Source organism: Caulobacter sp. CCNWLW153 (assembly GCF_036889365.1).
Classification (GTDB): Bacteria; Pseudomonadota; Alphaproteobacteria; order Caulobacterales; family Caulobacteraceae; genus Caulobacter; species Caulobacter radicis.
Genome location: NZ_JBAKFV010000020.1, coordinates 66,888 through 92,305 on the forward strand (window position 1 = coordinate 66,888; position 25,418 = coordinate 92,305).

A 25,418-nucleotide genomic window follows, 5' to 3' on the forward strand; every position below is an offset into this window, starting at 1 on the left:
TTTTCGACCCCTCACCAGACCTCCCTTCGGGAGGCCACCCTCTCCCGCAAGGGGAGAGGGATCACGATCAGATATTCGTCCCGCCCACCGTCAGGCCGGTGATCTTCAAGCTGGGCTGGCCCACGCCCACGGGCACGCCCTGGCCGGCCTTGCCGCAGACGCCGATGCCGGGATCGAAGTCGAAGTCGTTGCCGATCATGGTCACGCGGGTGAGCGCCGAGGGGCCGTCGCCGATCAGGGTGGCGCCCTTGACCGGGGCGGTGATCTTGCCGTCCTCGACCAGATAGGCCTCGGTGCACTGGAAGACGAACTTGCCGTTGGTGATGTCGACCTGGCCGCCGCCGAAGTTGGCGCAGTAGAGGCCCTTCTTCATCGAGGCGATCATCTCGGCCGGATCGTGGTCGCCGGCCAGCATCCCGGTGTTGGTCATGCGCGGCATCGGCATGTGGGCGTAGGACTGGCGGCGGCCGTTGCCGGTGGCCTGCATGCCCATCAGCCGGGCCGACATGCGGTCGTGCATGTAGCCGACGAGAATGCCGTCCTCGATCAGGATGGTGCGCTCGGTCGGCGTGCCCTCGTCGTCGATGGTCAGCGAGCCGCGGCGGCCGGGGATCGAGCCGTCGTCGAAGACGGTGACGCCCTTGGCGGCCACCCGCTCGCCGATGCGGCCCGAGAAGGCGCTGATGCCCTTGCGGTTGAAGTCGCCTTCCAGGCCGTGGCCGACGGCCTCGTGCAGCAGCACGCCGTTCCAGCCCGGGCCCAGCACCACGTCCATCTCGCCGGCCGGGCAGGCGACGGCGTCGAGGTTCACCAGCGCCATGCGCAGGGCCTCGTCGACCTGGCCCTGCCACTTATCGGGGCTGATCCAGGCCGAGAAGCCGGCGCGGCCGCCGGCGCCGGACGAGCCGGCCTCGCGCTTGCCGTCCTTCTCGACGGTGACCTGGACATTCAGGCGCACCAGCGGGCGCACGTCGCGGATCAGCTTGCCGTCGGCGCGCAGGATCTCGACCACGCGGCGCTCGCCGGCCAGGCTGGCCAGCACCTGCACCACGCGCGGGTCGCGCTGGCGGGCGAAGGCGTCGATCTCCTGGAGCAGGGACACCTTGTCGGAGAAGGCGGGCGAGGAGACCGGATCGTCCTCGCCGTATAGCTTTTCGTTGGTCGAGCGCGGGCCTTCGGCCGACACGCCGGCATAGCCGCGCTTGGCCAGGCTGGCGGAAGAGGCGGCCCGGCCGATGGCGGCCTCGGAGATCTCCGAGGCGTGGGCATAGCCGGCCGTCTCGCCGGCCACCACGCGCAGGCCGAAGCCCTCGCCCGAGTCGTAGGAGGCGGTCTTCAGGCGGCCGTCGTCGAAGACGAAGGCCTCGCTCTCGGACCGCTCAAGGAAGAGTTCGCCGTCGTCGGCCCCGGCCAGGGCTTCGCCGAGGATGGCGCGGGCGCGTTGCGGATCGACGCCGGCGGCGTCCAGCAGGGAAGGGGCGGAGAGGGGAGCGGTCATTCCTGTAAGGTAGGCGCTTGCAGGCCCCGCGTCATCTCCCTCCGCCCCCGGATCGCTCACCAGCTCTCGTTGATGTCGCCCGAACCGGCGATCGACCTGGACAGGCTGGCCGGACGCTCGGTGAGGGTGACGTCGCCGCTGCCGGCGATGTGGACGTCCGCCTCGCCCGTGGGGCCAAGCTTGGCCTCGCCGCTGCCGGCGATCGCGACCTTGGCGTCGGTGACGACCAGGGCGGTCAGTTCGGCCTCGCCCGAGCCGGCGATCTTCAGGTCGACCTTGCCGGTCTTGCCCGAGGCGTAGGCCTCGCCGCTGCCGTTGAGGGTCAGCGACAGGTCCGGCTGGTCGTAGGACTGGATGTCGAGGTCGCCCGAGCCGTTGAGGGTGAACTTGCGCACGGCCGGGGCGGTGATGCGGATGACCAGGTCGTCGCGGTCGGCCAAGGTCTGCAGGCCGTGGCGGTCGAAGCGGAAGCCGCGGCCCTGGCCGTCGCCGTCGAAGTGCAGGCGGTCGTTAGTCAGCACCACGCGGCGGGCCAGGCCTTCTGGCCCCTCGACGGTGATCCCAGCCTTGTCGCCCTGGGTGAAGATCACCCGGGCCGGCAGGTCGATGCGCAGGGCCTCGCCGCCGGTCCAGGCGATCTGGCGGCTGGTGTTGGGGCCGTGGTCCTCGATCGTCACGTCGCCGTTGCGGCGGATGGTGACGCGGCCGTCGTCGTCCTCGATGTGGATGTTGGCCGGGAAGCTCCAGCCGCCCTGCTTGACCAGGTCGCGGCCGCCGATGGCGAAGGCGGTTCCGAGGCACGCCACGGCCAGGACGAAGCTGGCGACGGCGATGATGGTGAGGTTGCGGATCATGGCCAGGCCTCAGGCTTGCGGTTCGATGGCCGGCTTCAGCAGCCGGTAGTGGAGCCGGCCGTACCAGACCAGCAGGTTGACCAGGCCCACGGTGACCAGGCCGGTGACGGCGCTGAGCGCGGTGGCCGCGGCCATCAGGCCGATGCCGCCGAGGATGGCGAAGGCGGGGCCGCCCGGCGGGTCCATGAACGGCCCGGCCGAGAACACGAAGCCGCCGGCGATGAAGATGCCGATCCCGGCCATGAAGAAGCCGAACAGCGCCCCGATCACGCCCATCAGGATGGGCAGCAGGATCAGGATGTCGATGGCGCCCAGGCCCAGCACCGCGAACACGGCGCCGGCGGCGGCCGACGGGTTCTTGGTCTCTTCCCAGCGCTTCAAGCCCGCTTCGGCGCGCAGCTCGCGGGCCAGGCGGTCGGGATCGCCCAGGGCCGCGGCCGTCTCGGCCTCGGTGCGGCCGGCGGCGATGGCGTCGTCGAAGTGGGCCTCGTAGTCGGCCGCGGCGTCGGCGATGGTGGTGGCCGGCAAACCGGCCAGGCCGCGTTTCAGGCGGGTGACGAATTCGGCGCGGGTCATGCGGCGGCTCCCAGGATGTCGTTCACGGCCTTGGCGAAGGCTTCCCATTCGCTCTTCTGGGCGGCGAAGCTGTCGCGGCCGGCGGCGGTGAGGCGGTAATATTTGCGGGGCGGGCCGCTGGTCGACTCGACCAGATAGGTCTCGACCAGGCCGTCGGACTGCAATCGCCGCATCAGCGGGTAGATCGTCCCCTCTCCCATGTCGATGTCCTTGGCCAGCTGGCTGGCGATCTCGTAGGCGTAGCTGTCGGCCTTCGACAGCAGGGCCAGAACGCACAGCGCCAGCACGCCTTTCTTCAGTTGGGTTTCGATGGCTTCAGGCACGGCTCTCGTTTCCTGTTGGTGAGAACCTTGTACGGCCAGGTAGTGTGTGATGCAAGGTAGCTGTTATTACAAGTTATCAATGTTCGAGGATCGGCGTGATTCGCCTGTCGGTCGTGTGGATGAAATCAGCGAAGTTATTGAGAATGCTTCGCAACTGACGTGATTCCCCTGCCCAACGTGTGGTTTCGGGTGCTTGGCAACAGGGATTGAAGCGCGTAAGCACGCCTGCGACCGGCCGGCGCCGTGGGGGGAGTGCTTTCGACCGTTTCAAGTCGATTGCATAAGTCCGCGTAACCGGTCGTATTGTGCATGTCGGCGCGGAGACACGGCTGAGTAACAGCCGGTCGCCGCCGTAACGGGCCGAGAGGGAAATGAAGGCACAAGTTCAGGGGATGGGACGGAAAGGGTTGGGCTTTGCAGCCGCCGCCGTCATGACGACGCTCGCGGGGCATGCCTTCGCCGACGATCTATTGGGTCAGCCAACGCCGGGGGGCATCGCCCTCCAGCCGGCGGCGTCCGTGCTCAAGCACGACGCCATCTGGTTCCACGACTGGGTTCTGATGCCGATCATCACGGCGATCACCCTGCTGGTCCTGGGCCTGCTGGTCTGGATCGCGATCCGCTACAACAAGAAGGCGAACCCGGTTCCGGCCAAGTTCAGCCACAACACCACGATCGAGATCATCTGGACGATCGTGCCGGTGCTGATCCTGATGATCATCGCCATCTTCTCGTTCCGGCTGTTGTTCAAGTACAACGACATGCCCAAGCCCTACATGACTGTGAAGGCCACGGGCTATCAGTGGTACTGGGGCTACGAGTATCCGGACCAGAAGGTGCCGGAGATCATCTCCAAGGTGCTGAGCGAGGAAGAAGTGGCGGCCAAGGGCCTGCCGCACAGCGTCTATCGCCTGGCCGCCGACAACGCGCTGGTCGTGCCGGTCAACCAGGTGGTGCGCGTGCAGGTCACCGCCGCCGACGTGATCCACGCCTTCGCCCTGCCGGCGTTCGGCCTGAAGACCGACGCCATTCCGGGCCGCCTGAACGAAACCTGGTTCAAGGCCGAGAAGGTGGGCACCTATTACGGCCAGTGCTCGGAGCTCTGCGGCATCGACCACGCCTTCATGCCGATCGAGATCAAGGTCGTCACGCAGGCCGAGTTCGACGCGTGGGTGAAGTCCAAGGCTCCCGCCGAGGCACCCGCCGCCCCGGCGACCGCCGAGGCCGCCCCGGCCGCGCCTGGCGCGGCTCCGGCCGCCACGCCCGCCGCCGCTCCGGCCGCTCCCGCTTCCGCTCCGGCCGCGGCCCCCGCCGCCGCGCCGGCGGCCTAAGAACGCTTTAGGATATCAGTCCGATGGCTCACGCCGCTGACATCGATCACCACGACGGCCCCCACGACGCTGGGCACGCCGACGAAAAGCCGCCCTTCTTCCAGCGCTGGTTCTTCTCGACGAACCACAAGGACATCGGCACGCTCTACATCCTGTTCGCCATCATGGCGGGCATCGTCGGCGGGGCCCTGTCGGGCCTGATCCGCTGGGAGCTGATGCACCCGGGCATCCAGATCTTCTCCGAGACCGGCCTGCTGGCCGAGTGGGGCGTATTCAAGGGCAAGCACGGCTACAACGCCGTGGTCACCGCCCACGCCCTGATCATGATCTTCTTCATGGTCATGCCCGCCATGATCGGCGGCTTCGGCAACTGGTTCGTCCCGATCATGATCGGCGCGCCGGACATGGCCTTCCCGCGGATGAACAACATCTCGTTCTGGCTGCTGGTCGCCGCCTGGATCCTGCTGTGCACCTCGATGTTCGTCGACGGCGGCCCGGGCCACGGCTTCGGCGGCGGCTGGACGATCTATCCGCCGCTGTCGACTTCGGGCCACACCGGCCCGGCCATGGACCTGGCGATCCTGTCGCTCCACCTGGCCGGCGCTTCGTCGATCCTGGGCGCGATCAACTTCATCACCACGATCTTCAACATGCGCGCGCCGGGCATGACCCTGCACCGCATGCCGCTGTTCGCCTGGTCGGTGCTGATCACCGCCTTCCTGCTGCTGCTGTCGCTGCCCGTGCTGGCCGGCGCCATCACCATGCTGCTGACCGACCGCAACTTCGGCACCCACTTCTTCGATCCCGCCGCCGGCGGCGACCCGGTGATGTTCCAGCACCTGTTCTGGTTCTTCGGTCACCCGGAAGTGTACATCCTGATCCTGCCGGGGTTCGGCATCATCAGCCACATCGTCTCGACCTTCTCGAAGAAGCCGGTCTTCGGCTACCTCGCCATGGCCTACGCCATGGTCGCCATCGGCTTCGTCGGCTTCGTCGTGTGGGCCCACCACATGTACACGGTCGGCATGCCCATCAACCTGCGCGCCTACTTCGTGGCCGCGACGATGATCATCGCCGTCCCGACGGGCGTGAAGATCTTCAGCTGGATCGCCACGATGTGGGGCGGTTCGATCAGCTTCAAGACGCCCATGCTGTGGGCGATCGGCTTCATCTTCCTGTTCACGGTCGGCGGCGTCACCGGCGTCGTCCTGTCGAACGCCGGCATCGACTACAGCCTGCACGACACCTACTACGTGGTGGCCCACTTCCACTACGTGCTGTCGCTGGGCGCCGTCTTCGCCATCTTCGCGGGCTTCTACTACTGGTTCGAGAAGATGTGGGGCGTGAAGTACAACGAGTTCCTCGGCGCCCTGCACTTCTGGATCATGTTCGTGGGCGTGAACCTGGTGTTCTTCCCGCAGCACTTCCTGGGCCTGGACGGCATGCCGCGTCGCTACGTCGACTATCCGGACGCCTTCGCGAAGTGGAACTACGTCTCGTCGGTGGGCTACATGATCACCGTCGTCGGCGTCGGCGTCTTCCTGATCGTGCTGCTGGAAGCCGCCATCCGTCGCCGCAAGGCCGAGGCCAACCCGTGGGGCGAAGGCGCCACCACGCTGGAATGGACCCTGTCCTCGCCGCCGCCGTTCCACCAGTTCAGCGAGCCGCCGGTCATCAAGGCCGACGATCACCACTGATCTCTGGTAAGATAGCAGTATAAGCGCGGGGGCGCGGATCGGGCGGCAGCCCGGCCCGCGCCCTTCGCCCATCAAGACCTCGTTCGAAGACCAAGATTCCCATGGCCAAGCCCGCCGTCCTCTCGCCCGACACGCCCGCCGACACGGTTCGCGCGGCGCGCTGGCAGGACTACTTCCAGCTCCTCAAGCCGCGCGTGATGTCGCTGGTGGTGTTCACGGCCGCGACCGGCCTGGTGGCCGCCCGCACCCACATCCACCCGCTGCTGGGCGCGGTGGCGGTGCTGTGCATCGCCGTGGGCGCGGGGGCCTCGGGCGCCCTGAACATGTGGTACGACGCCGACATCGACGCCAAGATGCGCCGCACCCGCGGCCGCCCGGTGCCGGCCGGCCTGGTCGAGGGCTCGGAAGCCGCCACCCTCGGCGTCGTCCTTTCCCTGCTGTCGGTCCTGCTGATGGGCATGGCCATCAACTGGCTGGCCGCGGGCCTCTTGGCCTTCACCATCGTTTTCTACGCGGTGGTCTACACCATGTGGCTCAAGCGCTGGACGGCCCAGAACATCGTCATCGGCGGCCTGGCCGGCGCGCTGCCGCCGGCCATCGGCTGGGCGGCCGCCAGCGGCTCGGCGCCGCTGAACGCCTGGCTGATGGTGCTGATCATCTTCCTGTGGACCCCGCCGCACTTCTGGGCCCTGTCGCTCTATATCAGCACCGACTACGCCAAGGCCGGCGTGCCGATGCTGCCGGTGGTCAAGGGCGCCAAGGAGACCCGCAAGCAGATCCTGCTCTACAGCCTGGTCTTCATCCCCGTCTGCCTGGCGCCGGCCGCCACGGGCCTGGGCGGTCCGCTGTACCTGGCCGTCTCGGCCCTGGGCGGTCTCGTCTTCCTGATCCTGGCCTGGCGGGTGTTCCGCAGCGACGCCGGCGACGCGGCCGACCCGCGCGTGGCCGACCGCGCCCTCTACGAGGTGGCCGACGCCCCCGCCGCCGAAGCGACCGAGCCGGGCAAGCGCCCGCCGCCGGTGGGCGGGGCCAAGGACGCCCGCAATCTGTTCGCCTTCTCGATCCTGTACCTGTTCGCCCTGTTCGCCGCGCTCCTGGCCGAGGCCATGATCGGGATCCGGGCCCTGGAGCTTCCGCTTTGACCGATCCGAAGAAGACCGTTTCCGTGAAGCCCGACGCCGACCAGGCGCTCAAGGCCCGCAACGGCCGCAACATCGCCCTGGCGCTGGGCCTGGTGGCCTTCGTCGCCCTGGTCTTCGTGGTCACCCTGGTGAGGCTCGGCGCCAATGTCGGAAACCGGTTCTGATCCCAGGCCGGCGACCAAGGCCGGCAAGGCGAGCGACCCGCAAGGCCGTCGCAACAAGCGCGTGGCGCTGATCTGCGTCGGCGCCTTCGCCGGCATGGTGGGCGCGGCCTACGCCTCGGTGCCGCTCTACAAGCTGTTCTGCCAGGTCACCGGCTTCGACGGCACGGTGCGCCGCGCCGAGGCCGCCCCGAGCAAGGTGCTGGACCGCAGCGTCGTCGTCCGCTTCGACGCCAATATCCGCAATCTGCCCTGGACCTTCACCACCGAGCAGGTCAGCCAGGACATCAAGCTGGGCGCGTCGGGTCTGGCGTTCTTCAAGGTCACCAACAACAGCGACAAGCCCCAGACGGGCCGGGCGATCTACAACGTCGTGCCCGAGCAGGCCGGGGCCTACTTCCAGAAGATCGAGTGCTTCTGCTTCTCGAACCAGACGATCGAGCCGGGCCAGACCGTCGAGTTCCCGGTCGTCTACTTCGTCGATCCCCGTTTCGCCGAGGATCCGGAGACCAAGGGCAAGTCCGAGATCACCCTGTCCTACACCTTCTTCCCGGCGGTGGAGGGCGAGAACGGCGGCAAGTCGGCCGACGCGACGCCGCGCATCGTTCAACCACTTGGCGGAACACCGTCCAAGGGACTATAGCAATCCACAAGGGAGTGCGCGGGCCTTGGGGGACCTACGCGACGCGTACTTCAAATAATCAGAGGGTTCGCAACACATGGCCCACGGCGCCGTCAAACACGACTACCATATCCTGCCGCCTAGCCCGTGGCCGTTCGTCGGCTCGATGGCGGCCACCGTCATGGCCATCGGCCTGATCGCCTGGATCAAGGGCGGCGTGTTCGGCATCGAGAAGGGCCAGTGGTGGCTGTTCGCCGCCGGCCTGGCCGGCGTGCTCTACACGATGTTCGGCTGGTGGCGCGACGTCATCAAGGAAGCCAACGCCGGCGACCACACCCCCGTCGTCTCGATCGGCCTGCGCTACGGCATGGTGCTGTTCATCGCCTCGGAAGTGATGTTCTTCGTGGCGTGGTTCTGGATCTTCTTCGAGATGGCCCTGTTCCACGGCCACCGCACCTTCTCCAGCATCGAGGAAGTCCGCACCGCCTGGGCCGCCTGGCCGCCGGCCGGCGTCGAGACCGTCTCGCCCTGGCACCTGCCGCTGGTCAACACCCTGACCCTGCTGCTGTCGGGCACGACCATCACCTGGTCGCACCACGCCCTGCAGCAAGGCGACCGCAAGGGCGCCAAGTGGGGCCTGATCCTGACCATCCTGCTGGGCGCGCTGTTCACCTGCATCCAGGTCTACGAATACGCCCACATCAACCACGAGAACCTGTTCTACAACGAAGCCGCCGCCAATTCGGGCCTCTACGGCTCGACCTTCTTCCTGGCCACCGGCTTCCACGGCTTCCACGTCTTCGTGGGCACGCTGTTCCTGATCGTCTGCCTGATCCGCCTGATGAACGGCGCCTTCACGCCCAAGCAGCACTTCGGCTTCGAAGCGGCCGCCTGGTACTGGCACTTCGTCGACGTGGTCTGGCTGTTCCTGTTCGCCTTCATCTACGTGATCTTCGGCGCCTCGGCGCACTAGGCTCACGGACTATCGAAGGGCCCGGAGCGCCGATCGCGCTCCGGGCCTTTTTCGTTTCAGCGGAGCGGGGTCGAACTCTTGTTCCGTGCACAGCAAAGTCGCTTCCCTGGGCCTCGTGCCCAGGGCCCATCGTTCCGCCGCTCAGGTCGTGCAGGTCGATCAACGCCTTGCGAGCCGATGCATGGATCCTCGCCACAGGGGCGAGGAAGGCGATAAGGAGAGGCGGCGAATTTGTCGGACGGTGCAGCACGCATGCCCAAGACCAACCCCTACGCCGCCGGCGCGACCGGGCGCTGCCCCGTCTGCGGCGAGGGCTTCCTGTTCGAGGGTTTCCTCAAGGTGGCGCCGCGCTGCGAGGCCTGCGGCTACGATCTCTCCAAGCTCGAGAGCGGCGATGGGGCTGCGACCTTCGTCATCCTGATCGCCGGCGCGCTGTGCGCGTTCGGGGCGCTGTTCTCGATGTTCGCCTGGAACTGGCCGGTGTGGCTGCTGCTGCTGGTCTGGCTGCCGCTGACCCTGCTGGCGTGCCTCGTGCTGATGCGGCCGGCCAAGGGCCTGATGGTCGCCGCCCAGATCGCCAACAAGGCCTCCGAAGCGGGGCGCGACGATGTCTGAGACGGCAAAGTCCAAGGCCCGCTTTCCGATCGTCCTGACGATCGCGACCCTGATCGCCTTCGCCATTCTGTGCGGCCTGGGAACCTGGCAGATGCAGCGCCTGGCCTGGAAGGAAGACCTGCTGGCGCGGATCGAGACGCTGAAGACCGCGCCGGCCACCCCGCTGGCCGAGGTCCTGGTCCGCGCCGACCGTGGCGAGGACGTCGACTTCGTGCGCGTGGCCGCCGACTGCGCGCCGGGATCGACCGCGCCGCTGCCGCTGGTGTACGGCGTACGCGACGGCGACATGGTCTGGCGGGCCATGGCCGCCTGCCGCCTGGCTGGACAGGCGCACGGCGTGGTGCTGCTGGATCTGGGCCTCGTCGACGCCCTGACCGGCCAGATCCAGCCCGCGCCCCGGACCTTCGCCGCGCCCGCCCGCGCCGTCGGCGTGCTGATGGCCCCCGAGGCCCTGGGCGGCGATCGCGGCAAGGCCCTGGCCGCCTTCGCCGCCGACCGGCCCGCCTCCCACATCCTGATGGTCGAGACCGCCACGCCCGCCGTCGCCGGCGTCACCCCCGCGCCGCTGCCGGTAGAAATTTCCAATCGGCACCTGGAATACGCGCTTACGTGGTTTGGTCTTGCTGTCACCCTGCTCTTTATCTATGCCGCCATGCTCTGGCGTAGGATGAGGCCCTGATGCGTTACGTCTCGACCCGGGGCGAGTCCCCTTCGATCGGTTTCCTGGACGCGGTGCTCGCGGGCCTGGCCCCCGACGGCGGCCTGTACGTGCCCGAGGCCTGGCCGGCCTTCACGTCCGACGAGATCGCCGCCTTCGCCGGCAAGACCTACGCGCAGGTCGCCGCCGCGGTGCTCGGCAAGTTCGTCGGTGACGACATCCCGGCCGACGACCTGGCCCAGATGTGCGACGAGGCCTATGCCAGCTTCACCCACGCGGCGGTGACGCCGCTGAAGCAGCTGGCCGCCAACCGCTACCTGCTGGAGCTGTTCCACGGCCCGACCCTGGCCTTCAAGGACGTGGCCATGCAGCTCCTGGGCCGGCTCTACGACTACGTGCTGTCGCGCCAGTCGCGGACCATGACCATCATCTGCGCCACCTCGGGCGACACCGGCGGCGCGGCCGTCGAGGCCTTCCGCGGCCGCAGCAACGCCCGCATCGTCGCGCTCTTCCCTGAGGGCCGGATCAGCGAGGTCCAGCGCCGGTTCATGACCACGGCGGAAGACGCCAACGTGTCGTGCGTTTCGGTGCAGGGCTCGTTCGACGACTGCCAGGCCATCGTCAAGCAGGCCTTCCAGGACGACCAGTTCCGCCACGCGGTGGACCTGTCGGGCGTCAACTCGATCAACTGGGCGCGGATCGCCGCCCAGAGCGTCTATTACTTCACCGCCGCCGTCAGCCTGGGCGCGCCGGCCCGCGAAGTGGCCTTCGTCGTGCCGACCGGCAACTTCGGCGACGCCTACGCCGCCTTCGTCGCCAAGCAGCTGGGCCTGCCGATCGCCAAGGTCGTGGCCGCCACCAACAGCAATGACATTCTCGCCCGCGCCTTCGAGGACGGCCGCTACGCGCGCGGCGCGGTGGCCGCCACCCAGAGCCCGGCCATGGACATCCAGGTCGCCTCCAATTTCGAGCGGCTCTATTTCGAGGCCGTGCGCCGCGACGGCGTCGAGACCGGCCGAGCCTTCCGAGGCTTCGCCACCACCGGCTCGCTCGACATCCCGCCCAGCGCCCACGCGATGATGCGCGAACTGTTCGCCGGCGCCTCGGTCAGCGAGGCTGACACCGCCAAGACCATGCTCTCCACCCTTAACGAGACCGGCGAGGTGGTCGATCCGCACACCGCCGTCGGCCTGGCCGCCGCGGCGCGCCTGCGTCTGGAGGATCCCACGACCCCGGTCGTGGTGCTGTCGACCGCTCACCCGGCCAAGTTCCCCGAGGCCGTGCTGGCCGCCACCGGCGTCGTCCAGGGCGTGCCGCGCGGCGCGCCGGACCTGTCCGCCAAGCCCGAACGCTTCGACCGCCTGCCGGCCGACTCGGCCGCCGTGAAGGCCCACGTGCGGGCGTTCGCGGGGCGGTAGGATTCCTTTTCGGAGCCCCCAAACCCGTAAAATCCCCGCGAAAGCGGGGACCCAGGCTTTTTCTGAAAGGCCGGGCTCTCGACGATAAAACACCTGGGTCCCCGCTTTCGCGGGGATTTTACGGAAGAAGAGCGCCTGCGTCGCAAGCCTGCGGGTCGCTTTCGGGCGCTTAGGCGGCTACACGGAGGGAAATGAGCCTTCCGACCCTGCATACCCTGAACAATGGCGTCCGCGTCGTCTGCGACCCCATGCCCGGCCTCGAGACCCTGGCCCTCTCCGTCGTCGCCGGCCGCGGCGCGGGCTATGAGGATCCGGCGCGATCGGGCTGGTCGCACCTGCTCGAGCACATGGTGTTCAAGGGCGCGGGCGGGCGCAGCGCGCGCGACATCGTCGAGGTGATCGAGGCCGAGGGCGGCTCGATCAACGCCGCCACCGGCTATGAGCGCACCAGCTTCCAGGTGCGGGCCCTGAAGGGCGGCGCGCCGCTCGCCATGGCGGTGATCGCCGACCTGGTGCGCCGCCCCACGCTCGACGCCTGCGACCTGGCCCGCGAGAAACAGGTGGTGGCCCAGGAGATCGCCGAGGCCGCCGACGCCCCCGACGACTACGTCTTCGACCTGCTGCAGAAGGGCGCCTGGGGCGACCATCCGGTCGGCCGGCCGATCCTGGGCACGGTCGACAGCGTCGAGGCCGCCACCCCCGAGGCCCTGGCCGAGTGGCGCGCGGCGCTCTACGCCGCCGACCGGCTGGTGGTCAGCGCCACCGGCGCGGTGAACGAGGCCGAGATCCTGGCCCTGGCGGAAAAGGCGTTCGGCGACCTTCCGGCGACGCCCGGCGTGGCCATTCCCGACCCGGCGCCGTTCGTCGGTTCCAGTTTCGCCGAGACCCGCAAGCTGGAGCAGGCCCACCTTGTTCTGATGCTGCCGGCCGCCGGCTCGCGCGACGACGACTATTTCGCCCTGCGGGTCTTCGCCGAGGCCCTGGGCGGCGGGATGTCGTCGCGGCTGTTCCAGGAAGCCCGTGAGAAGCGGGGGCTCGCCTACAACATCGACGCCTATGCCGACACCTATGCCGACATCGGCGGGCTTGGCATCTATGTCGGCTGCGCGGCCAAGGACGCGGCCGAGACCGCCAAGGTCTGCGCCGAGCAGGTGCTGGCCCTGGTCGAGCGGATCGAACCGGCCGAGCTGGCCCGCTGCAAGGCCCAGCTGAAGGCGCACATGTTCATGGCCCGCGAGCAGCCGCTGGCCCGCGCCGAGCAGAACGCCGGCCAGGCCCTGACCTTCGGCAAGCTGTTCCCGCCGGCCGAGCTGGCGGCCGGGGTCGACGCGGTCACCGCCGAAGACATCACCCGCCTGGGCCGGCGCATGCTCGACCCGGCGCGGGCGGCCACCGCCGTGCTGGGCGCCAAGACCGCGCTTCCGGCCGGCGAAATCTTCCGACGGACGTTGTTCGGCGGCCGATAAGCCGCGATGGTGCGGCTTCGAGATCTGAGACCTCCTGCTTGTCCGCCATCCTCCGCCTGTTCCGCATCGACCATGGTCCGCGCATCGACGCCGAGCGGGTCTATCTGCGCCTGCCGCGGCTGGCCGACCACAAGCCGTGGGCGCAGCTGCGGGCGGCCTCGCGCGGCTACCTGACGCCCTGGGAGCCCAGCTGGCCGGCCGACGACCTGACCCGCACGGCCTTCCGCCAGCGCCTGGCCGCCTACGCCCGCGAGCTGGAGGCGGGCGAGGCCTTTCCGTTCTTCGTGTTCCGCAAGGACGACGACGCCATCGTCGGCGGCGTGCGTCTGTTCAATATCCGTCGCGGCGTCTCGCAGACCGGCGTGCTGGGCTACTGGAGCGGCCAGGCCCATGCGGGGCAGGGCTATACGACCGAGGCGGTGAAGGCGGTGATCGACTTCGCCTTCGGACCGCTGGGCCTTCACCGCCTGGAGGCGGCGTGCATGCCGCACAACGCGCGCTCGGCGGACCTGTTGTCGCGCTGCGGGTTTTCCGAGGAGGGATACGCCCGCGCTTATCTCAAAATTAACGGCGAGTGGCGAGATCATCGTCTGTTCGGGTTGATCGCTCCCAGTTAGCGACCGCCCGGGCTGTGACGCCGGCTTTTTCGGCGTGGGAACGGGCATGTCATTCAAGGTAGCCGAGCGACGCATCTGGGACGCGACGACCACGCTGGAAGCGTTGGGAGCCGCCGAGGTCGCGCTGTGGCACTGGGAGCCCGAGGCCGACCGCCTGCGTATCAACGGCGCGGCCCGGGCCCTGGGCCTGTCGCCGCTGGCCCCCGAATGCTCGTCGGCCGCCTTCCGCGCGCTGGCCCTGCCGCAGGATCGCGCCCAGGCCGAGGAGCTGCTGCGCGTCCGTGAAGCCGGGGCCGAGATCGTCGTGCGCCTGCGCATGCGCAGCGGCGGCGTCTGCATCTGGCGGGGCGTGTGGCTGGAGGAGGGCGTGCGCGCCGCCGGCGTCATCGCCCCTGAAGTGAAATTCGCAGCGTCGGGCAAGGACGAGCTTACCGGGCTGCTCGACCGTCGCAGCTTCATCGCCCGCGCCCGCGAGCGCCTGACCCACGACGGCGTGCACGAGCTGGTCGTGGCCGACCTCGACCGCCTGCGCCGCCTGAACGAGGCCCTGGGCCACGAGCGCGCCGATCTCGTCCTGGCCGCCCTGGGCTCGCGCCTGGCCGCCGCCTTCCCCGAAGGCTCGATCCTGGGCCGCATCGGCGAGGACGAGTTCGCCGTGCTGTGCGAGCCGAAGGGCTACGAGCCCGCCGAGCTGCTGCGCACTGCGCTCGAACAGCCCTTGCGGATCGCCGGCTTCGACATCCACCCGACCCTGACCATCGGCGCCGTCTCGGCCGAGGGCGGCGAGGACGCGCCGGAGGCCGCAGAGCTGGTCCGCCGCGCCGAACTGGCCGTCGAGGCCGCTTCCGCCAACGGGCGCGGCTCGGCCGCCGCCTACGGCCGCTCGATGGAGACCGACGGCCTGTCGCGCCTGGCCCTGGAAGCCGACCTGCGCGGCGCCATCGGCCGCGGCGAGATCATTCCCTATTTCCAGCCGGTCGTGCGGCTGTCGACCGGCGCCCTGTCGGGCTTCGAGGCCCTGGCGCGCTGGATCCACCCGCGCCGCGGCCTGCTGCCGCCCGACGAGTTCCTGCCGCTGATCGAAGAGATGGGCCTGATGGCCGAGCTCGGCGAGCACATGATGCGCAGCGCCGGCAAGCAGCTGGCCGCCTGGCGCCGCAGCCACCCGGCCGTCGGCGCCCTGACCGTCAGCGTCAACCTGTCGACCGGCGAGATCGACCGTCCGGGCCTGGTGCACGACGTGGCCCAGGTGCTGGCCGAGAACGGCCTGCCGCGCGGCGCGCTGAAGCTGGAAGTCACCGAAAGCGACATCATGCGCGACCCCGAGCGGGCCGCGGTGATCCTGAAGGCCCTGCGCGAAGCGGGCGCGGGCCTGGCGCTCGACGACTTCGGCACCGGCTTCTCGTCGCTGTCGTACCTGACGCGCCTGCCGTTCGACACGCTGAAGATCGACCGCTATTTCGTGCGGACCATGGGCGGCAACGCCGGCTCGGCCAAGATCGTCCGGTCGGTGGTCAAGCTCGGCCAGGACCTCGACCTGGAAGTCGTCGCCGAGGGCGTCGAGAACGCCGAGATGGCCCACGCGCTGCAAAAGCTCGGCTGCGACTACGGCCAGGGCTTCGGCTATGCGCCGGCCCTGTCGCCGCAGGAGGCCGAGGTCTATCTCAACGAGGCCTATGTCGATGGCGCCGCCCCGGTGAAGGCTCGCGGTTGAACTCACGCGCGTAATCGCGTGAGTTGTATCGGTCGTTTCATTCCGAAATAAAAGGACCCCGACGGCCCGAGGCGGAGCCATCGGGCGATGACGCGCGCGTGCGGCGATGTTACGCATCACTCAAGGTTGATAGTTGTAAACTGCTGCGTCCCTTGCGGTCGCGAAACGGAGTGTCATGCCGCAACTCTCCTACGGACAATCCTTCTCTTACGTCGCCCCCGTGAATGGCGTTTCGGATCCGGTGAACGACTGGACCGTGGTCTTCTCCACCGCTCGTTGGACCCAGACAGGGCAGAGCAGCACCACCTGGACCGTGGTGGGCGCGGCCGGCACGGCCTATGCCGGCTGGACCTTCGTCTTCACCTCGGGGTTCAACTACATTCATCCCGCGGGTGGCGGCGCGCCCAGCGGCTACACGGCCTCCATCCAGGGGTTCGCGCCGAACAGCGCCAACGCCGCCTTCACGCTTAGCGGTCTCAACTTCGACATGGCGGGCCTGTCGACCAATCCGGCCGGCCTGATGGCCGGGATCACCGGCTTCACGGGATCGTCCGGGGCGGACGTGCTGCAGTTCTCGGCCTCGCTCGCCAACGGCCTCGGAACCTTCGACGGCGGCGGCGGCGACGACACGATCAGGGTCCTGCAAGGCGCGCTGACGGTTCGCGGCGGGGCCGGGGCGGACACGATCGAGGTGGTGAGGAATCCGGGCCTGACCTTCGGCTACGACACCTCGGCTCGTACTCAGGTGTACGGCGACGACGGCGACGACGTGATCATCAGTTCGATCTCCAACGTGCAGGCCTTCGGCGGCGCGGGGAACGACAGCTTCGTCGTCAGCGGCAATCTCATCGGACAGAGCTTCGACGGCGGCGCGGGCAACGACAGCGCCTCGATCGCCCTCGTGGGGCAGGGTCTGAACTACGACGTCCGCCAGATCTTCCTGGACAAGGCGGGCGCCAACTATCAGTTCACCAGCGTCGAAAACCTGACCGTCAATGCGAGCGACGCTACGGTGGTGATCACCAGCGGCGCGGGCGACTACCGGATCGTCGGCGTCGGCAATGCGGTGTTCCAGATCAGCGGCGGGGCCGGAAACGATCGGATCACCGGCGGCAACAACGGCGACTGGATCAGCGGCGGAGCCGGCGACGACGTGCTCGACGGCGGCAACGGCTGGGACACCCTGGACTACAGCAGCGCGACTGCGGGCTTGACCCTGGACATGAGCCTGGTGGGCGTGGCGCAGGACACCGGCGGCGCGGGCGTCGACACGCTCAGCAACTTCGAAGTCGTGGTCGGGTCGCAGTACAACGACGTGATCCGCGGCGGCGGCGGGGTGCTGAATATCAGCGGCGGGGCCGGCGACGACGTGATCATCGGCGGCCCGGGCGTCGGAACCTATCAGGGACTGCCGGTCGCCAACATCCTGAGCGGCGGCGATGGCGAGGACCGGTTCGTGTTCGAGTCGGTGCAGGATTCCACCTCCGCCCGGCCCGACACCATCACCGACTTCGTCCACGGCGTGGACAAGGTCGACCTGTCGATGGTGACGGGCGAGGTCCGGATCATCCATAACGACAACGTCAACCGCGGCGGCGGGCCGGCCGGCACGACGATCCTGTTCGGCGGCGACGGCCAGGGCAATTTCGCCGGCAAGATCATCGTCGCCAATGCCTGGATCTCGGGCGACGACCTGATCCTGGCGCCCGGATCGGCGCCGGTCCCGGTCTACATGGCGCAGATTTCCAACAGCTTCCGCTACCAGATGGACGCGCGCGTCGGCGACGGCCGGGGCGAGACCTATTTCGGCGGCGACGGCGTCGACAAGATCGTCGGCGCGCCGTCCGACAGCGCCCTGACCAACATCATCGGCGGGGGCGGCGGCGCCGACCTGCTGTACGCGGGCGTAGGCTCCAAGAACCTGTTCCTGGTCAATGCGCGGGAGTCGAGCTTCGACGCGCCCGACACGGTGTTCGACTTCCAGGTCGGCGTGGACAAGATCGGCATCGGCGCCAACGTCGCCTACGAGATCCAGGCCCAGGGCAACGGCGACAGCCTGCTGCTGTTCGACGCCGACGGACTGGGCGGCTATCGCGGGGCGGTGCTGGTCAAGGGCGTGACCCTGACCGCCGCCAATGTCGACACCAGCGCCATCGCCAGCCAGTCCCAGACGGTCAGCGGCTCCTGGGGCGTGCACGTTGTCGGCGGTTACGGCGCGGATCGCATCGCCAGCAGCAGCCCCGACCAGATCGAATACCTCGAGGGCGGCGCCGGTGCGGCCAACACCTTCGCCGTCAACAATGCGGCCCATTCGTCGTCAACCCGCTCCGACTACGTGATCGACTTCCGTCCGGGCGTCGACAAGCTGGACCTGGGCGCCGTCGCCGGATCGCGGGTGCTGATCGAGGTGCAGGAGGACGGCGACAGCTACGTCTGGTTCGCGCCTGATGCGCGCGGCGTCTTCCAGGGGCGCCTGATCGTGCGCAACGCCGTTGTCCAGGGCAGCGACCTGATCACGCCGGCGACCACGCAACTGATCGTGCAGGGCAGTGCGGCGGGCGATGTCCTGACGGGCGGCGCGCGCGCCGACCTGATCTATGGCGGGGCCGGCGACGACGTGATCACCGGCGGCGCGGGAGCCGACTTCCTTTCGGGTGGCTTGGGCGCGGACGATTTCGTGTTCCGCAGCCCCAGCGAGGGCGGCGACGTCATCAGCGACTTCCGTGGAGGCGTCGACCGCATCGTGCTCGACGCCAAGGGCTTCGGCGTCCAGGCCGGCAACCTGAGCCAGGCGGGCGTGGTTTTCGTGGCCGACGCCCCGCCGGGCGCGCACGCGCCGACCCTGATCTACAAATCGAGCGACGGCACGCTGTGGTGGGACGCCGACGGCAGCGGCGCTGGCGCGGCGGTCCTGCTGGCCAACATCGGGACCTACGGGGTCAAGGTCCTGGCTCAGGAAACCTTGCCCAGCCGCACGACAAGCGCCGGCGGCCCCACCGCCCTGGGAACCGCCTGGAGCGTCTCGGCCCCCGGCGATTTCGACGGCGATGGAACCAAGGACATCCTGTTCGCCGACAACACCGGCGCGACCCAGATCTGGACCCAGCAGCGCGGCCAAAGGTCCGGCACGCTGGTTCCCGGCTCGCACGGGGCCGGCTGGAGCGTGGCGGCGGTGGCCGATTTCAACGGTGACGGCGACAGCGACATCCTGTGGCGCAACAACGCCACCGGCCAAGCCGACGTGTGGTTGCTCAAGAACGGTTCGTGGATCGGCGGCTTCGCGCCCAACAGCCCCGGCGCGACCTGGCAGGTCGTGGGCACTGGCGACTTCAACGGCGACGGCTCGACCGACATCCTGTGGCGCGACAGCGCCACCGGCGCCCTCAACGGTCAGATCTATCGCCAGGGCGTGCAGGTCAGCACGTTCGACGGCGGCGCGCGGTCGACCGACTGGATGGTCAAGAGCCTTACGGACTTCAACAAGGACGGCAAGGCCGACATCCTGTGGGTCAACGCCGCCACCAACACGCTGGAGATCGCCACCCAGACCGCGACGGGATTCAACGTCACCCTGCGGGTCAACCTGCCGGGCACGCTGGTCGGCGTGACCGACATGACCGGCGACGGGGTCTCGGACCTGGTGTTCCTGAACGCGGCCAACACCATCGAGATCTATGCCATCACGAACGGCGGCACGGTCAATTCGTTCGGCAAGACCGGCGCTCACGTGGCGGGCTGGTCGGTGGCGGGCGTGGCCGACTACACGGGCGACGGCTATGGCGACGTGCTCTGGCGCAACGACGCGACCGGGGCGTTTGATCTGTGGGAACTGACGGGCGTGCAATGGCGCGGGTCGTCCGATCCCAGCCAGCATACCGCCAACTGGTCCTATGCCGGCGCGGGCGACTTCAACGGCGACGGCTTCAACGATCTCCTGTGGCTGGACAGCGCGACCGGCCGCAGCGAGGCCTGGCTGATGCAGAATGGCCAGGTGATCGGGACCGCCTCGCCGGGCAATCACGGCGGGACCATCGCCGCCGTCGGCGACTTCAACGGCGACGGCTTCGACGACATCCTCTGGAAGAACGCCGACGGCAGCCTGGACGGCTGGCTGTTGAACTACAGCTACTACAAGGCCGGCTTCAGCCCGGGCGGCCCCGGCGCGGCCTGGACGCTCGAGAACTACGGCGACTTCAACGCCGACGGAACGACCGACCTGCTGTACCGCGACCGCGCCACGGGCCAGACCATGGCCTGGCTGGTCGAGAACGGCAAAGCGGCCGGCTCCTTCGTTCTGGGCGTCCACAACACCGACTATGGCGTCCAGGCCGTGGGCGACTTCAATGGCGACGGCTCGTCGGACGTCTTCTGGCGCAACCCGACAACCGGCCAGGTCGACGTCTGGCTGCTGAAGGACGGCATCTGGGCCGGCTCGGTGCAGCCGGGCTTCTACAACACCCAGTGGGTGTTCGCCGGAGTGGGCGACTTCAACGGCGACGGCACCGACGACGTGCTGTGGCGCAACACCCAGACCGGCCAGAACGACATCTGGCTGCTCAACAACGGCGGTTGGGCCGGGTCGGTCGACCCGGGGGCCATGGGGACGGCCTGGAGCGTCTCGGCGGTGCAGGACGTCAACCACGACGGCATCGCCGACATCATCTGGCGCAACGCCTCCACGGGGGCGACGATCGAGTGGCTCATGGGCTCGCATGGCGGCCACCTGCTGGGCTCGGACATCCTGTTCGGATGATCCTCGCCGGGGTCCTCCGAGAGGCCTTCAGGGCCTCCGGAGGACCCCGCCGCTCATCCCTTCGCCAGGTCGCCGTACCACCAGGCGGCGGTGACGCCGCCGTCCATCAGGATGTCGCTGCCGGTGATGAAGCCGCCGTCGGGACCCATCAGCAGGGCGCCGACCGCGCCCACTTCGTCGGGCGCGCCTGCGCGCTTGGCTGAAGAGCCTTCGATCATCCTGCGATAGCCCTCGCCGCGCGGGCCGGTCAGCTCGTCGCGGGCCAGCGGCGTCATGACGATGCCCGGGCTGATGGCGTTGATCCGCGCCCCGCGCTCGCCCCAGCGCACGGCCTGGGCCGCTACGCGCAGGGAATTGCCACGCTTGGAGAGCTGGTAGGCCTTCAGCGAGTCGGTCACCTGGTCTGGGGCCAGGAAGGGCAGGGCCAGCAGCTCTTCGGTCGGCGTCGTGGCCAGGGCGTGGTTCTGCTCTACGGACAGCGGCGGCAGGCGGTGGCCCGACTGCGAGGCGATGACCACGCCCGAGCCGCCCCGGGCGATCACCGCGCCGAACAGTTCCAGCACCAGGGCGGTTCCGTAGAGGTCGACCTTGAGGATCACCTCGGGCGGCGCCTGGCTGGGCGAGACGCCGGCGGCGTGGATCAGGCCGGTGACCTCGCCCAGGGCCGTGGCGGTGGCCACCAGGGCCTCGACGGACGGTCGCGAGGCGACGTCGACGGCGCCCACGTGGGTCTCGTAGCCGGCGTCGGCCAGCACCTCCGCGGCGGCCTGCGCGTTCTCTGGCTTCATGTCGGCCAGCAGCACGCGCTTGCCCACGCCCACCCGGCGGGCGATGGCCTGGCCGATCTGGCCGGCCCCGATGACGACGATGACCTCGCGCATGGCCTCTCCTTGCTCAGGAGGGCGTCATAGCGCCGTCGGGCGGCCGGGATTAGCCCGAGCCTCGTCCATGGCCTGCTGAGCGATCCTCAGCAGTCCTGGAGGCTAGCGGCGCGCCTCGGTCGCCATGCGGACGGCGAGGCCGCCGAGCACGCTGGCCATCAGCCAGCGCTGGACCAGCGCGAAGCTGGGGCGCGTGGCTAGGAAGCCGGCGATGGTCCCGGCCGCCAGGCAGATCGCGGCGTTGACCGACAGGCTGATGGCGATCTGCGTGCCGCCCAGCAGCAGCGACTGCGAAAGCACGTTCCCGTGCTTCGGATCGATGAACTGCGGCAGCAGCGACAGATAGAGCATCGCCGCCTTGGGATTGAGCAGGTTGGTCAGGAACCCCATGGCCATCAGCTTGGCCGGCGGGTCCTTGGGCAGGTCGCGCACCTGGAAGGGCGAGCGCCCGCCGGGCTTGATCGCCTGCCAGGCCAGCCAGCCCAGGTAGAGGGCCCCGCCGAAGCGCAGGATGTCGTAGGCGATCGGGGCGGCCATCAGGAGGGCGGTGATCCCAAGCGCCGCGCAGACCAGGTAGACGACGAAGCCCGCCGCGGTTCCGGCCAGAGAGACGATGCCGGCCCACTTGCCCTGGCAGATCGATCGGCTGACCAGGTAGAGCATGTTGGGCCCCGGCGTCAGGGCCATCCCCAGGCAGACCAGCGAGAAGGCGATCCAGGTCTTGGCGTCGGGCATCGGGGGCTCCGGTCAAGCGGGCATGAAAAAGGGGCCGGAAGCTTTCGCCGCCGGCCCCTCGATACTTTTTCGGATGATCCGAAAACCGTCCTTAGTGCCTTAGAGCGTGGCGTCCGCCACGCTCGGCCTTAGTGGATGTCTTCGTTGATCAGGCCGACCTTGTACCAGCCAGCGGTCTGCAGCTGGTTCAGGACGCCCATGAAGTCCGAGTACAGCACGTCGGCGTCGGCGCGGATCATGACGCGCTGATCGTCCTTCGGACCGGCTTGGCCCTTCGAGGTGAACGAAGCGTCCAGGTCGATCGGCAGGTTGTCGAGGCTGGTTTGCTTGTCCGCGATGAACAGAGCGCCCGACTTCTGGATCGAGATGAACACCGGTTCCTTCGGCTTCGGCGCGTTCGGCGGCGGCGGGACGGCCGGCGGCAGATCGATCTTGATCGAGGTCACGGCCATAGGCACGGCGACCATGAAGATGATCAGCAGAACGAGCAGAATGTCGACGAAGGGCGTGACGTTGATTTCGGAATTCTGGTTCAGCGAGTAGCGACCGCCGCCGCCGCCAGCAAGTTTAGCCGCCATAGCCTGACTGTCTCCCGGGGACCGCCCCCAGGCGGTCCAGAAATTGTTAGATGCCACGTCTGGCGCAGACGAGCGCGGAAGTAAAGCCCGACGAGACGCTGCGCTGGCAACCCCTTTTGTGAGTCTTTTTGGCCTAACGGCGTTCAGGAGGCGGATTCCCGCTCAAGGCTTCGCGCAAGACGCGACTAGCGCTGTGAAACTGGCCGCGCTAAGCCCCCGCGCATGATCTTTTCGTTCGACGCCTACGTCACCGCCGCCCTGTTCGATCGCGCTGGACGCGCCGGATTCGCCCTGGGCGACGGCACGGTCCGATTCGAGGCCGAGGGCGGCTTCGTCACCGTCGAGGCCCATGGCATGGGGGGCGCGGCGCTGGCCGCCTGCGTCCACCCCTCGGGCCGGGGCCTGGTGACCGGCGGCGACGACGGCCGCGTGGTCTGGAGCCGGCTGGAGGGCGACGAACTGGTCGCCACCCTGCTGGCCGAGGTCAAGGGCAAGTGGATCGAGCACGTGGCCGCCAGCCCCGCCTCGGGCCTGATCGCCTTCACGGCCGGCAAGGAGGTCCACGTGCTGGACGTCGCCGACGACAGCTTCCGCCGTGTCTACGCGCACGAGAAGACGGTGTCGGCGGTGGCCTTCGATCCGAAGGGCAAGCGCCTGGCCGCGGCCGGCTACGGCGGCGTGTCGCTGTGGTGGGGCCGTATCGCCGACCAGAAGCCGACGGTGATGAAGTGGGCCGGCAGCCACGTCGGCCTGGCCTACAGCCCCGACGGCAAGTTCCTGGTCTCGGCCATGCAGGAGAACCAGCTGCACGGCTGGCGCCTGTCGGACGGCAAGGACATGCGGATGGGCGGCTATCCGGCCAAGATCAAGAGCATGGCCTTCCTCGACAAGGGCGCGCTGCTGGCCACGGCCGGCGCCAACGGCGCGGTGATCTGGCCGTTCGCCGGCGCGAGCGGCCCGATGGGCAAGGAAGCCGCCGAGATCGGCTTCTCGCGCGACTCGCTGGTCGTGCAGGTCGCCGGAGTCGACGCCCTGCCGGTGGCCATCGCCGGCCAGGACAACGGTCGCATCTGGGCCTGCCACCTGCGCTCGGGCCGCATCGAGACCCTGAAGGCCGAGAAAGGCGCCCCGATCAGCAGCCTGTCGGTCAACGCCGACGGCACGCGCCTGGCCTGGGGCGACGAAAGCGGCGAGGCCGGCGTGCTGGCCGTGCCGGATATCTCGGTGAGGAATTTCTGAGGGCCAGCGGCTCCCTAAGACCGCCCGTCATTCCCGCCACAAGGGCGGGAATGACGGGATCTAGGTGATGGCCGGGGTCCTTAGGCCGGCCACGTCTCTTCGCTCGCGCCCAGCACTTCGCCCGCCAGGTACAGCGAGCCGCAGATCAGCACGTGCGGGACCGGCTCCAGCGCCAGCGCCCGGTTGAGCGCGTCGTCGAGGCTGTCGCAGGCGGCCGCCCGCAGGCCGGCCAGTTCGGCGGCGGCGGCGGTCTGCGCGGCGCTGGCGGCGGCGTGGCCTTCGAAGGTGACGGTGAAGACCTTGGTCGCCACGCCCCGGAAGGCCTCGAAGAAGCCGGCGGCGTCCTTGTTGGCCAGAAGGCCCGAGATCAGCGCCACCGGGCGGCCGTCGCGGGCGGCCAGGTCCGCCACGGCGCGGGCCACGGCGCGGCCCGCATGGGGATTGTGGCCGCCGTCGAGCCAGAGGTCGGCGCCCGCCTTCTGGGCAGCCTCGGCGTAGGGGCCGGCCGTCAGGCGCTGGAAGCGGGCCGGCCACACCGTGCCGGCGATCCCCCGGCCCATGGCCTCCTCGTCGATCCTGGGGGCGCCCAGGGCCAGCAGGGCGGCCACGGCCAGGCCCGCATTGGCGAACTGGTGCTCGCCGGGCAGGGCGGGGGCGGGCAGGTCGAGCAGGCGGTCCTGCATCTGCACCAGCAGGCGGCCGCGCTCTTCCCAGGCGTCGAACTCGCGGCCCATGAGCGTGAGCTCCACCCCGGCCATGGCCGCGGCGGTGTCGAGCACCTCGTCGACAGCGTCCTGCTGGCGGGCGCTGACGGCGGGCGCGCCGGGCTTGATGATGCCGGCCTTCTCGACGGCGATCTGCTCGATGGTGTCGCCCAGGAACTCGCGGTGGTCGAGGTCGATGGGCGCGATGACGCTGACCGCCGGTTGCGTGATGACGTTGGTGGCGTCGAGCACGCCGCCGAGGCCGACCTCGACGATGCACAGGTCGGCGGGGACCTCGGCGAAGGCCACGAAGGCCGCGGCCGTGGTGATCTCGAAGAAGGTGATGGCCTGGCCGTCGTTGGCGGCCTCGACCCGTTCCAGCACATCGGCGAGGTGCGCTTCGGTAATCAGCGTCCCGGCCAGGCGGATGCGCTCGACGAAGCGCACCAGGTGGGGCGAGGTGAAGACATGGACCTTGAGCCCCGCGGCCTCGGCCATGTGGCGCAGATAGGCGACGGTCGAGCCCTTGCCGTTGGTGCCGGCCACGTGGATCACCGGCGGCAGGCGGTCCTGCGGATCGCCCAGGGCGGCGCACAGCCGGCGCATGCGACCCAGCGACAGGTCGATCTTCAGCGGATGCAGCGCCCGCAGGCGCTCCAGCGCGGCGTCGTGGGCGCGGAGGTGGTCGGTCATGGGAGCCCCGAAAGCTCCTCCCCCGCGAGCGGGGGAGGTGGCGCGGCGCTGTCAGCGCCGTGACGGAGGGGGCGAGGGACGGAGTGCGGCGGGGGGGGGGGGGGGGCGCGGCGGCGGCGCCCCCCCCCCCCCCCCCCCCCCCCCGCCGCGCCCGGGGGGCTCGGGCGGGC

At 69.2% G+C, this 25,418-nt stretch carries 22 protein-coding genes; 14 read left to right on the forward strand and 8 right to left on the reverse strand.

Features of this window, described 5'->3' with window-relative positions; genetic code table 11:
* Positions 1–67 precede the first annotated feature (67 nt).
* From tldD to V6S85_RS23915, 4 genes are read right to left on the reverse strand one after another with little or no spacing between them, the layout of a single operon-like run.
* Positions 68–1,498 carry a metalloprotease TldD gene (gene tldD, locus V6S85_RS23900; RefSeq protein ID WP_334350509.1) on the reverse strand — a complete coding sequence of 477 codons (1,431 nt, stop codon included), beginning with the start codon at positions 1,496–1,498 and terminating at the stop codon, positions 68–70.
* A 56-nt stretch (positions 1,499–1,554) separates the two neighbouring features.
* On the reverse strand, positions 1,555–2,352 hold the full coding sequence (locus V6S85_RS23905; protein ID WP_116563689.1) for a GIN domain-containing protein: 798 nt from the start codon (positions 2,350–2,352) through the stop codon (positions 1,555–1,557).
* 9 nt (positions 2,353–2,361) lie between these two features.
* Entirely contained in the window at positions 2,362–2,928 is a 567-nt protein-coding gene (locus V6S85_RS23910) for a DUF1700 domain-containing protein (RefSeq protein ID WP_116563687.1), read from the reverse strand.
* Entirely contained in the window at positions 2,925–3,251 is a 327-nt protein-coding gene (locus V6S85_RS23915) for a PadR family transcriptional regulator (RefSeq protein ID WP_116490190.1), read from the reverse strand. The genes V6S85_RS23910 and V6S85_RS23915 overlap by 4 nt, the downstream gene beginning before the upstream one ends.
* Before the next feature lie 371 nt (positions 3,252–3,622).
* On the opposite strand from V6S85_RS23915, the gene coxB reads away from it, so the two are divergent.
* From coxB to V6S85_RS23980, 13 genes are all read left to right on the forward strand, one after another.
* On the forward strand, positions 3,623–4,582 hold the full coding sequence (coxB, locus tag V6S85_RS23920) for a cytochrome c oxidase subunit II (protein WP_334350510.1): 960 nt from the start codon (positions 3,623–3,625) through the stop codon (positions 4,580–4,582).
* 23 nt (positions 4,583–4,605) lie between these two features.
* Entirely contained in the window at positions 4,606–6,279 is a 1,674-nt protein-coding gene (gene ctaD / locus V6S85_RS23925) for a cytochrome c oxidase subunit I (protein WP_116569098.1), read from the forward strand.
* A 101-nt stretch (positions 6,280–6,380) separates the two neighbouring features.
* A complete protein-coding gene (gene cyoE, locus V6S85_RS23930) occupies positions 6,381–7,421 on the forward strand; it encodes a heme o synthase (protein ID WP_116569099.1) in 1,041 nt (346 codons plus the stop codon).
* Positions 7,422–7,444: 23 nt separating this feature from the next.
* Positions 7,445–7,585 (forward strand): hypothetical protein, encoded by a 141-nt coding sequence (locus V6S85_RS23935; protein WP_101714106.1) that lies wholly within the window; start codon positions 7,445–7,447, stop codon positions 7,583–7,585.
* A gap of 94 nt (positions 7,586–7,679) precedes the next feature.
* On the forward strand, positions 7,680–8,225 hold the full coding sequence (locus tag V6S85_RS23940; protein WP_442885734.1) for a cytochrome c oxidase assembly protein: 546 nt from the start codon (positions 7,680–7,682) through the stop codon (positions 8,223–8,225).
* Positions 8,226–8,301: 76 nt separating this feature from the next.
* Complete coding sequence (locus V6S85_RS23945) at positions 8,302–9,177, forward strand: cytochrome c oxidase subunit 3 (RefSeq protein ID WP_116569101.1); 876 nt, start codon at positions 8,302–8,304, stop codon at positions 9,175–9,177.
* Positions 9,178–9,429: 252 nt separating this feature from the next.
* Entirely contained in the window at positions 9,430–9,792 is a 363-nt protein-coding gene (locus V6S85_RS23950; protein ID WP_334350512.1) for a DUF983 domain-containing protein, read from the forward strand.
* Positions 9,785–10,471 (forward strand): SURF1 family protein, encoded by a 687-nt coding sequence (locus V6S85_RS23955; RefSeq protein WP_334350513.1) that lies wholly within the window; start codon positions 9,785–9,787, stop codon positions 10,469–10,471. The genes V6S85_RS23950 and V6S85_RS23955 overlap by 8 nt, the downstream gene beginning before the upstream one ends.
* Positions 10,471–11,868 carry a threonine synthase gene (gene thrC, locus V6S85_RS23960; protein WP_334350514.1) on the forward strand — a complete coding sequence of 466 codons (1,398 nt, stop codon included), beginning with the start codon at positions 10,471–10,473 and terminating at the stop codon, positions 11,866–11,868. Before V6S85_RS23955 ends, thrC begins: the two co-directional genes overlap by 1 nt.
* Positions 11,869–12,059: 191 nt before the next feature.
* Positions 12,060–13,334 carry a M16 family metallopeptidase gene (locus tag V6S85_RS23965; RefSeq protein WP_334350515.1) on the forward strand — a complete coding sequence of 425 codons (1,275 nt, stop codon included), beginning with the start codon at positions 12,060–12,062 and terminating at the stop codon, positions 13,332–13,334.
* 38 nt (positions 13,335–13,372) lie between these two features.
* Entirely contained in the window at positions 13,373–13,951 is a 579-nt protein-coding gene (locus V6S85_RS23970) for a GNAT family N-acetyltransferase (protein ID WP_101716064.1), read from the forward strand.
* Between the two features lie 46 nt (positions 13,952–13,997).
* Complete coding sequence (locus tag V6S85_RS23975; protein ID WP_116569106.1) at positions 13,998–15,665, forward strand: putative bifunctional diguanylate cyclase/phosphodiesterase; 1,668 nt, start codon at positions 13,998–14,000, stop codon at positions 15,663–15,665.
* 175 nt (positions 15,666–15,840) lie between these two features.
* Positions 15,841–20,418 (forward strand): beta strand repeat-containing protein, encoded by a 4,578-nt coding sequence (locus V6S85_RS23980; RefSeq protein ID WP_334350516.1) that lies wholly within the window; start codon positions 15,841–15,843, stop codon positions 20,416–20,418.
* Positions 20,419–20,471: 53 nt separating this feature from the next.
* On the opposite strand, the gene V6S85_RS23985 is transcribed toward V6S85_RS23980, so the two are convergent.
* From V6S85_RS23985 to V6S85_RS23995, 3 genes are all read right to left on the reverse strand, one after another.
* Positions 20,472–21,299, reverse strand: a complete 828-nt coding sequence (locus V6S85_RS23985; protein ID WP_334350517.1) for an SDR family oxidoreductase — start codon at positions 21,297–21,299, stop codon at positions 20,472–20,474.
* A gap of 102 nt (positions 21,300–21,401) precedes the next feature.
* Positions 21,402–22,034 (reverse strand): LysE family translocator, encoded by a 633-nt coding sequence (locus V6S85_RS23990; protein WP_116569109.1) that lies wholly within the window; start codon positions 22,032–22,034, stop codon positions 21,402–21,404.
* 128 nt (positions 22,035–22,162) lie between these two features.
* Positions 22,163–22,612 (reverse strand): biopolymer transporter ExbD, encoded by a 450-nt coding sequence (locus V6S85_RS23995; RefSeq protein WP_058349874.1) that lies wholly within the window; start codon positions 22,610–22,612, stop codon positions 22,163–22,165.
* A gap of 222 nt (positions 22,613–22,834) precedes the next feature.
* On the opposite strand from V6S85_RS23995, the gene V6S85_RS24000 reads away from it, so the two are divergent.
* A complete protein-coding gene (locus V6S85_RS24000) occupies positions 22,835–23,851 on the forward strand; it encodes a WD40 repeat domain-containing protein (RefSeq protein WP_334350518.1) in 1,017 nt (338 codons plus the stop codon).
* Positions 23,852–23,931: 80 nt separating this feature from the next.
* Here the strand turns inward: V6S85_RS24000 and V6S85_RS24005 are convergent, their stop codons facing one another.
* The gene (locus V6S85_RS24005; protein WP_334350519.1) at positions 23,932–25,248 is read right to left on the reverse strand and encodes a bifunctional folylpolyglutamate synthase/dihydrofolate synthase; all 1,317 of its coding nucleotides are present in this window, start codon (positions 25,246–25,248) and stop codon (positions 23,932–23,934) included.
* Positions 25,249–25,418: the final 170 nt, after the last annotated feature.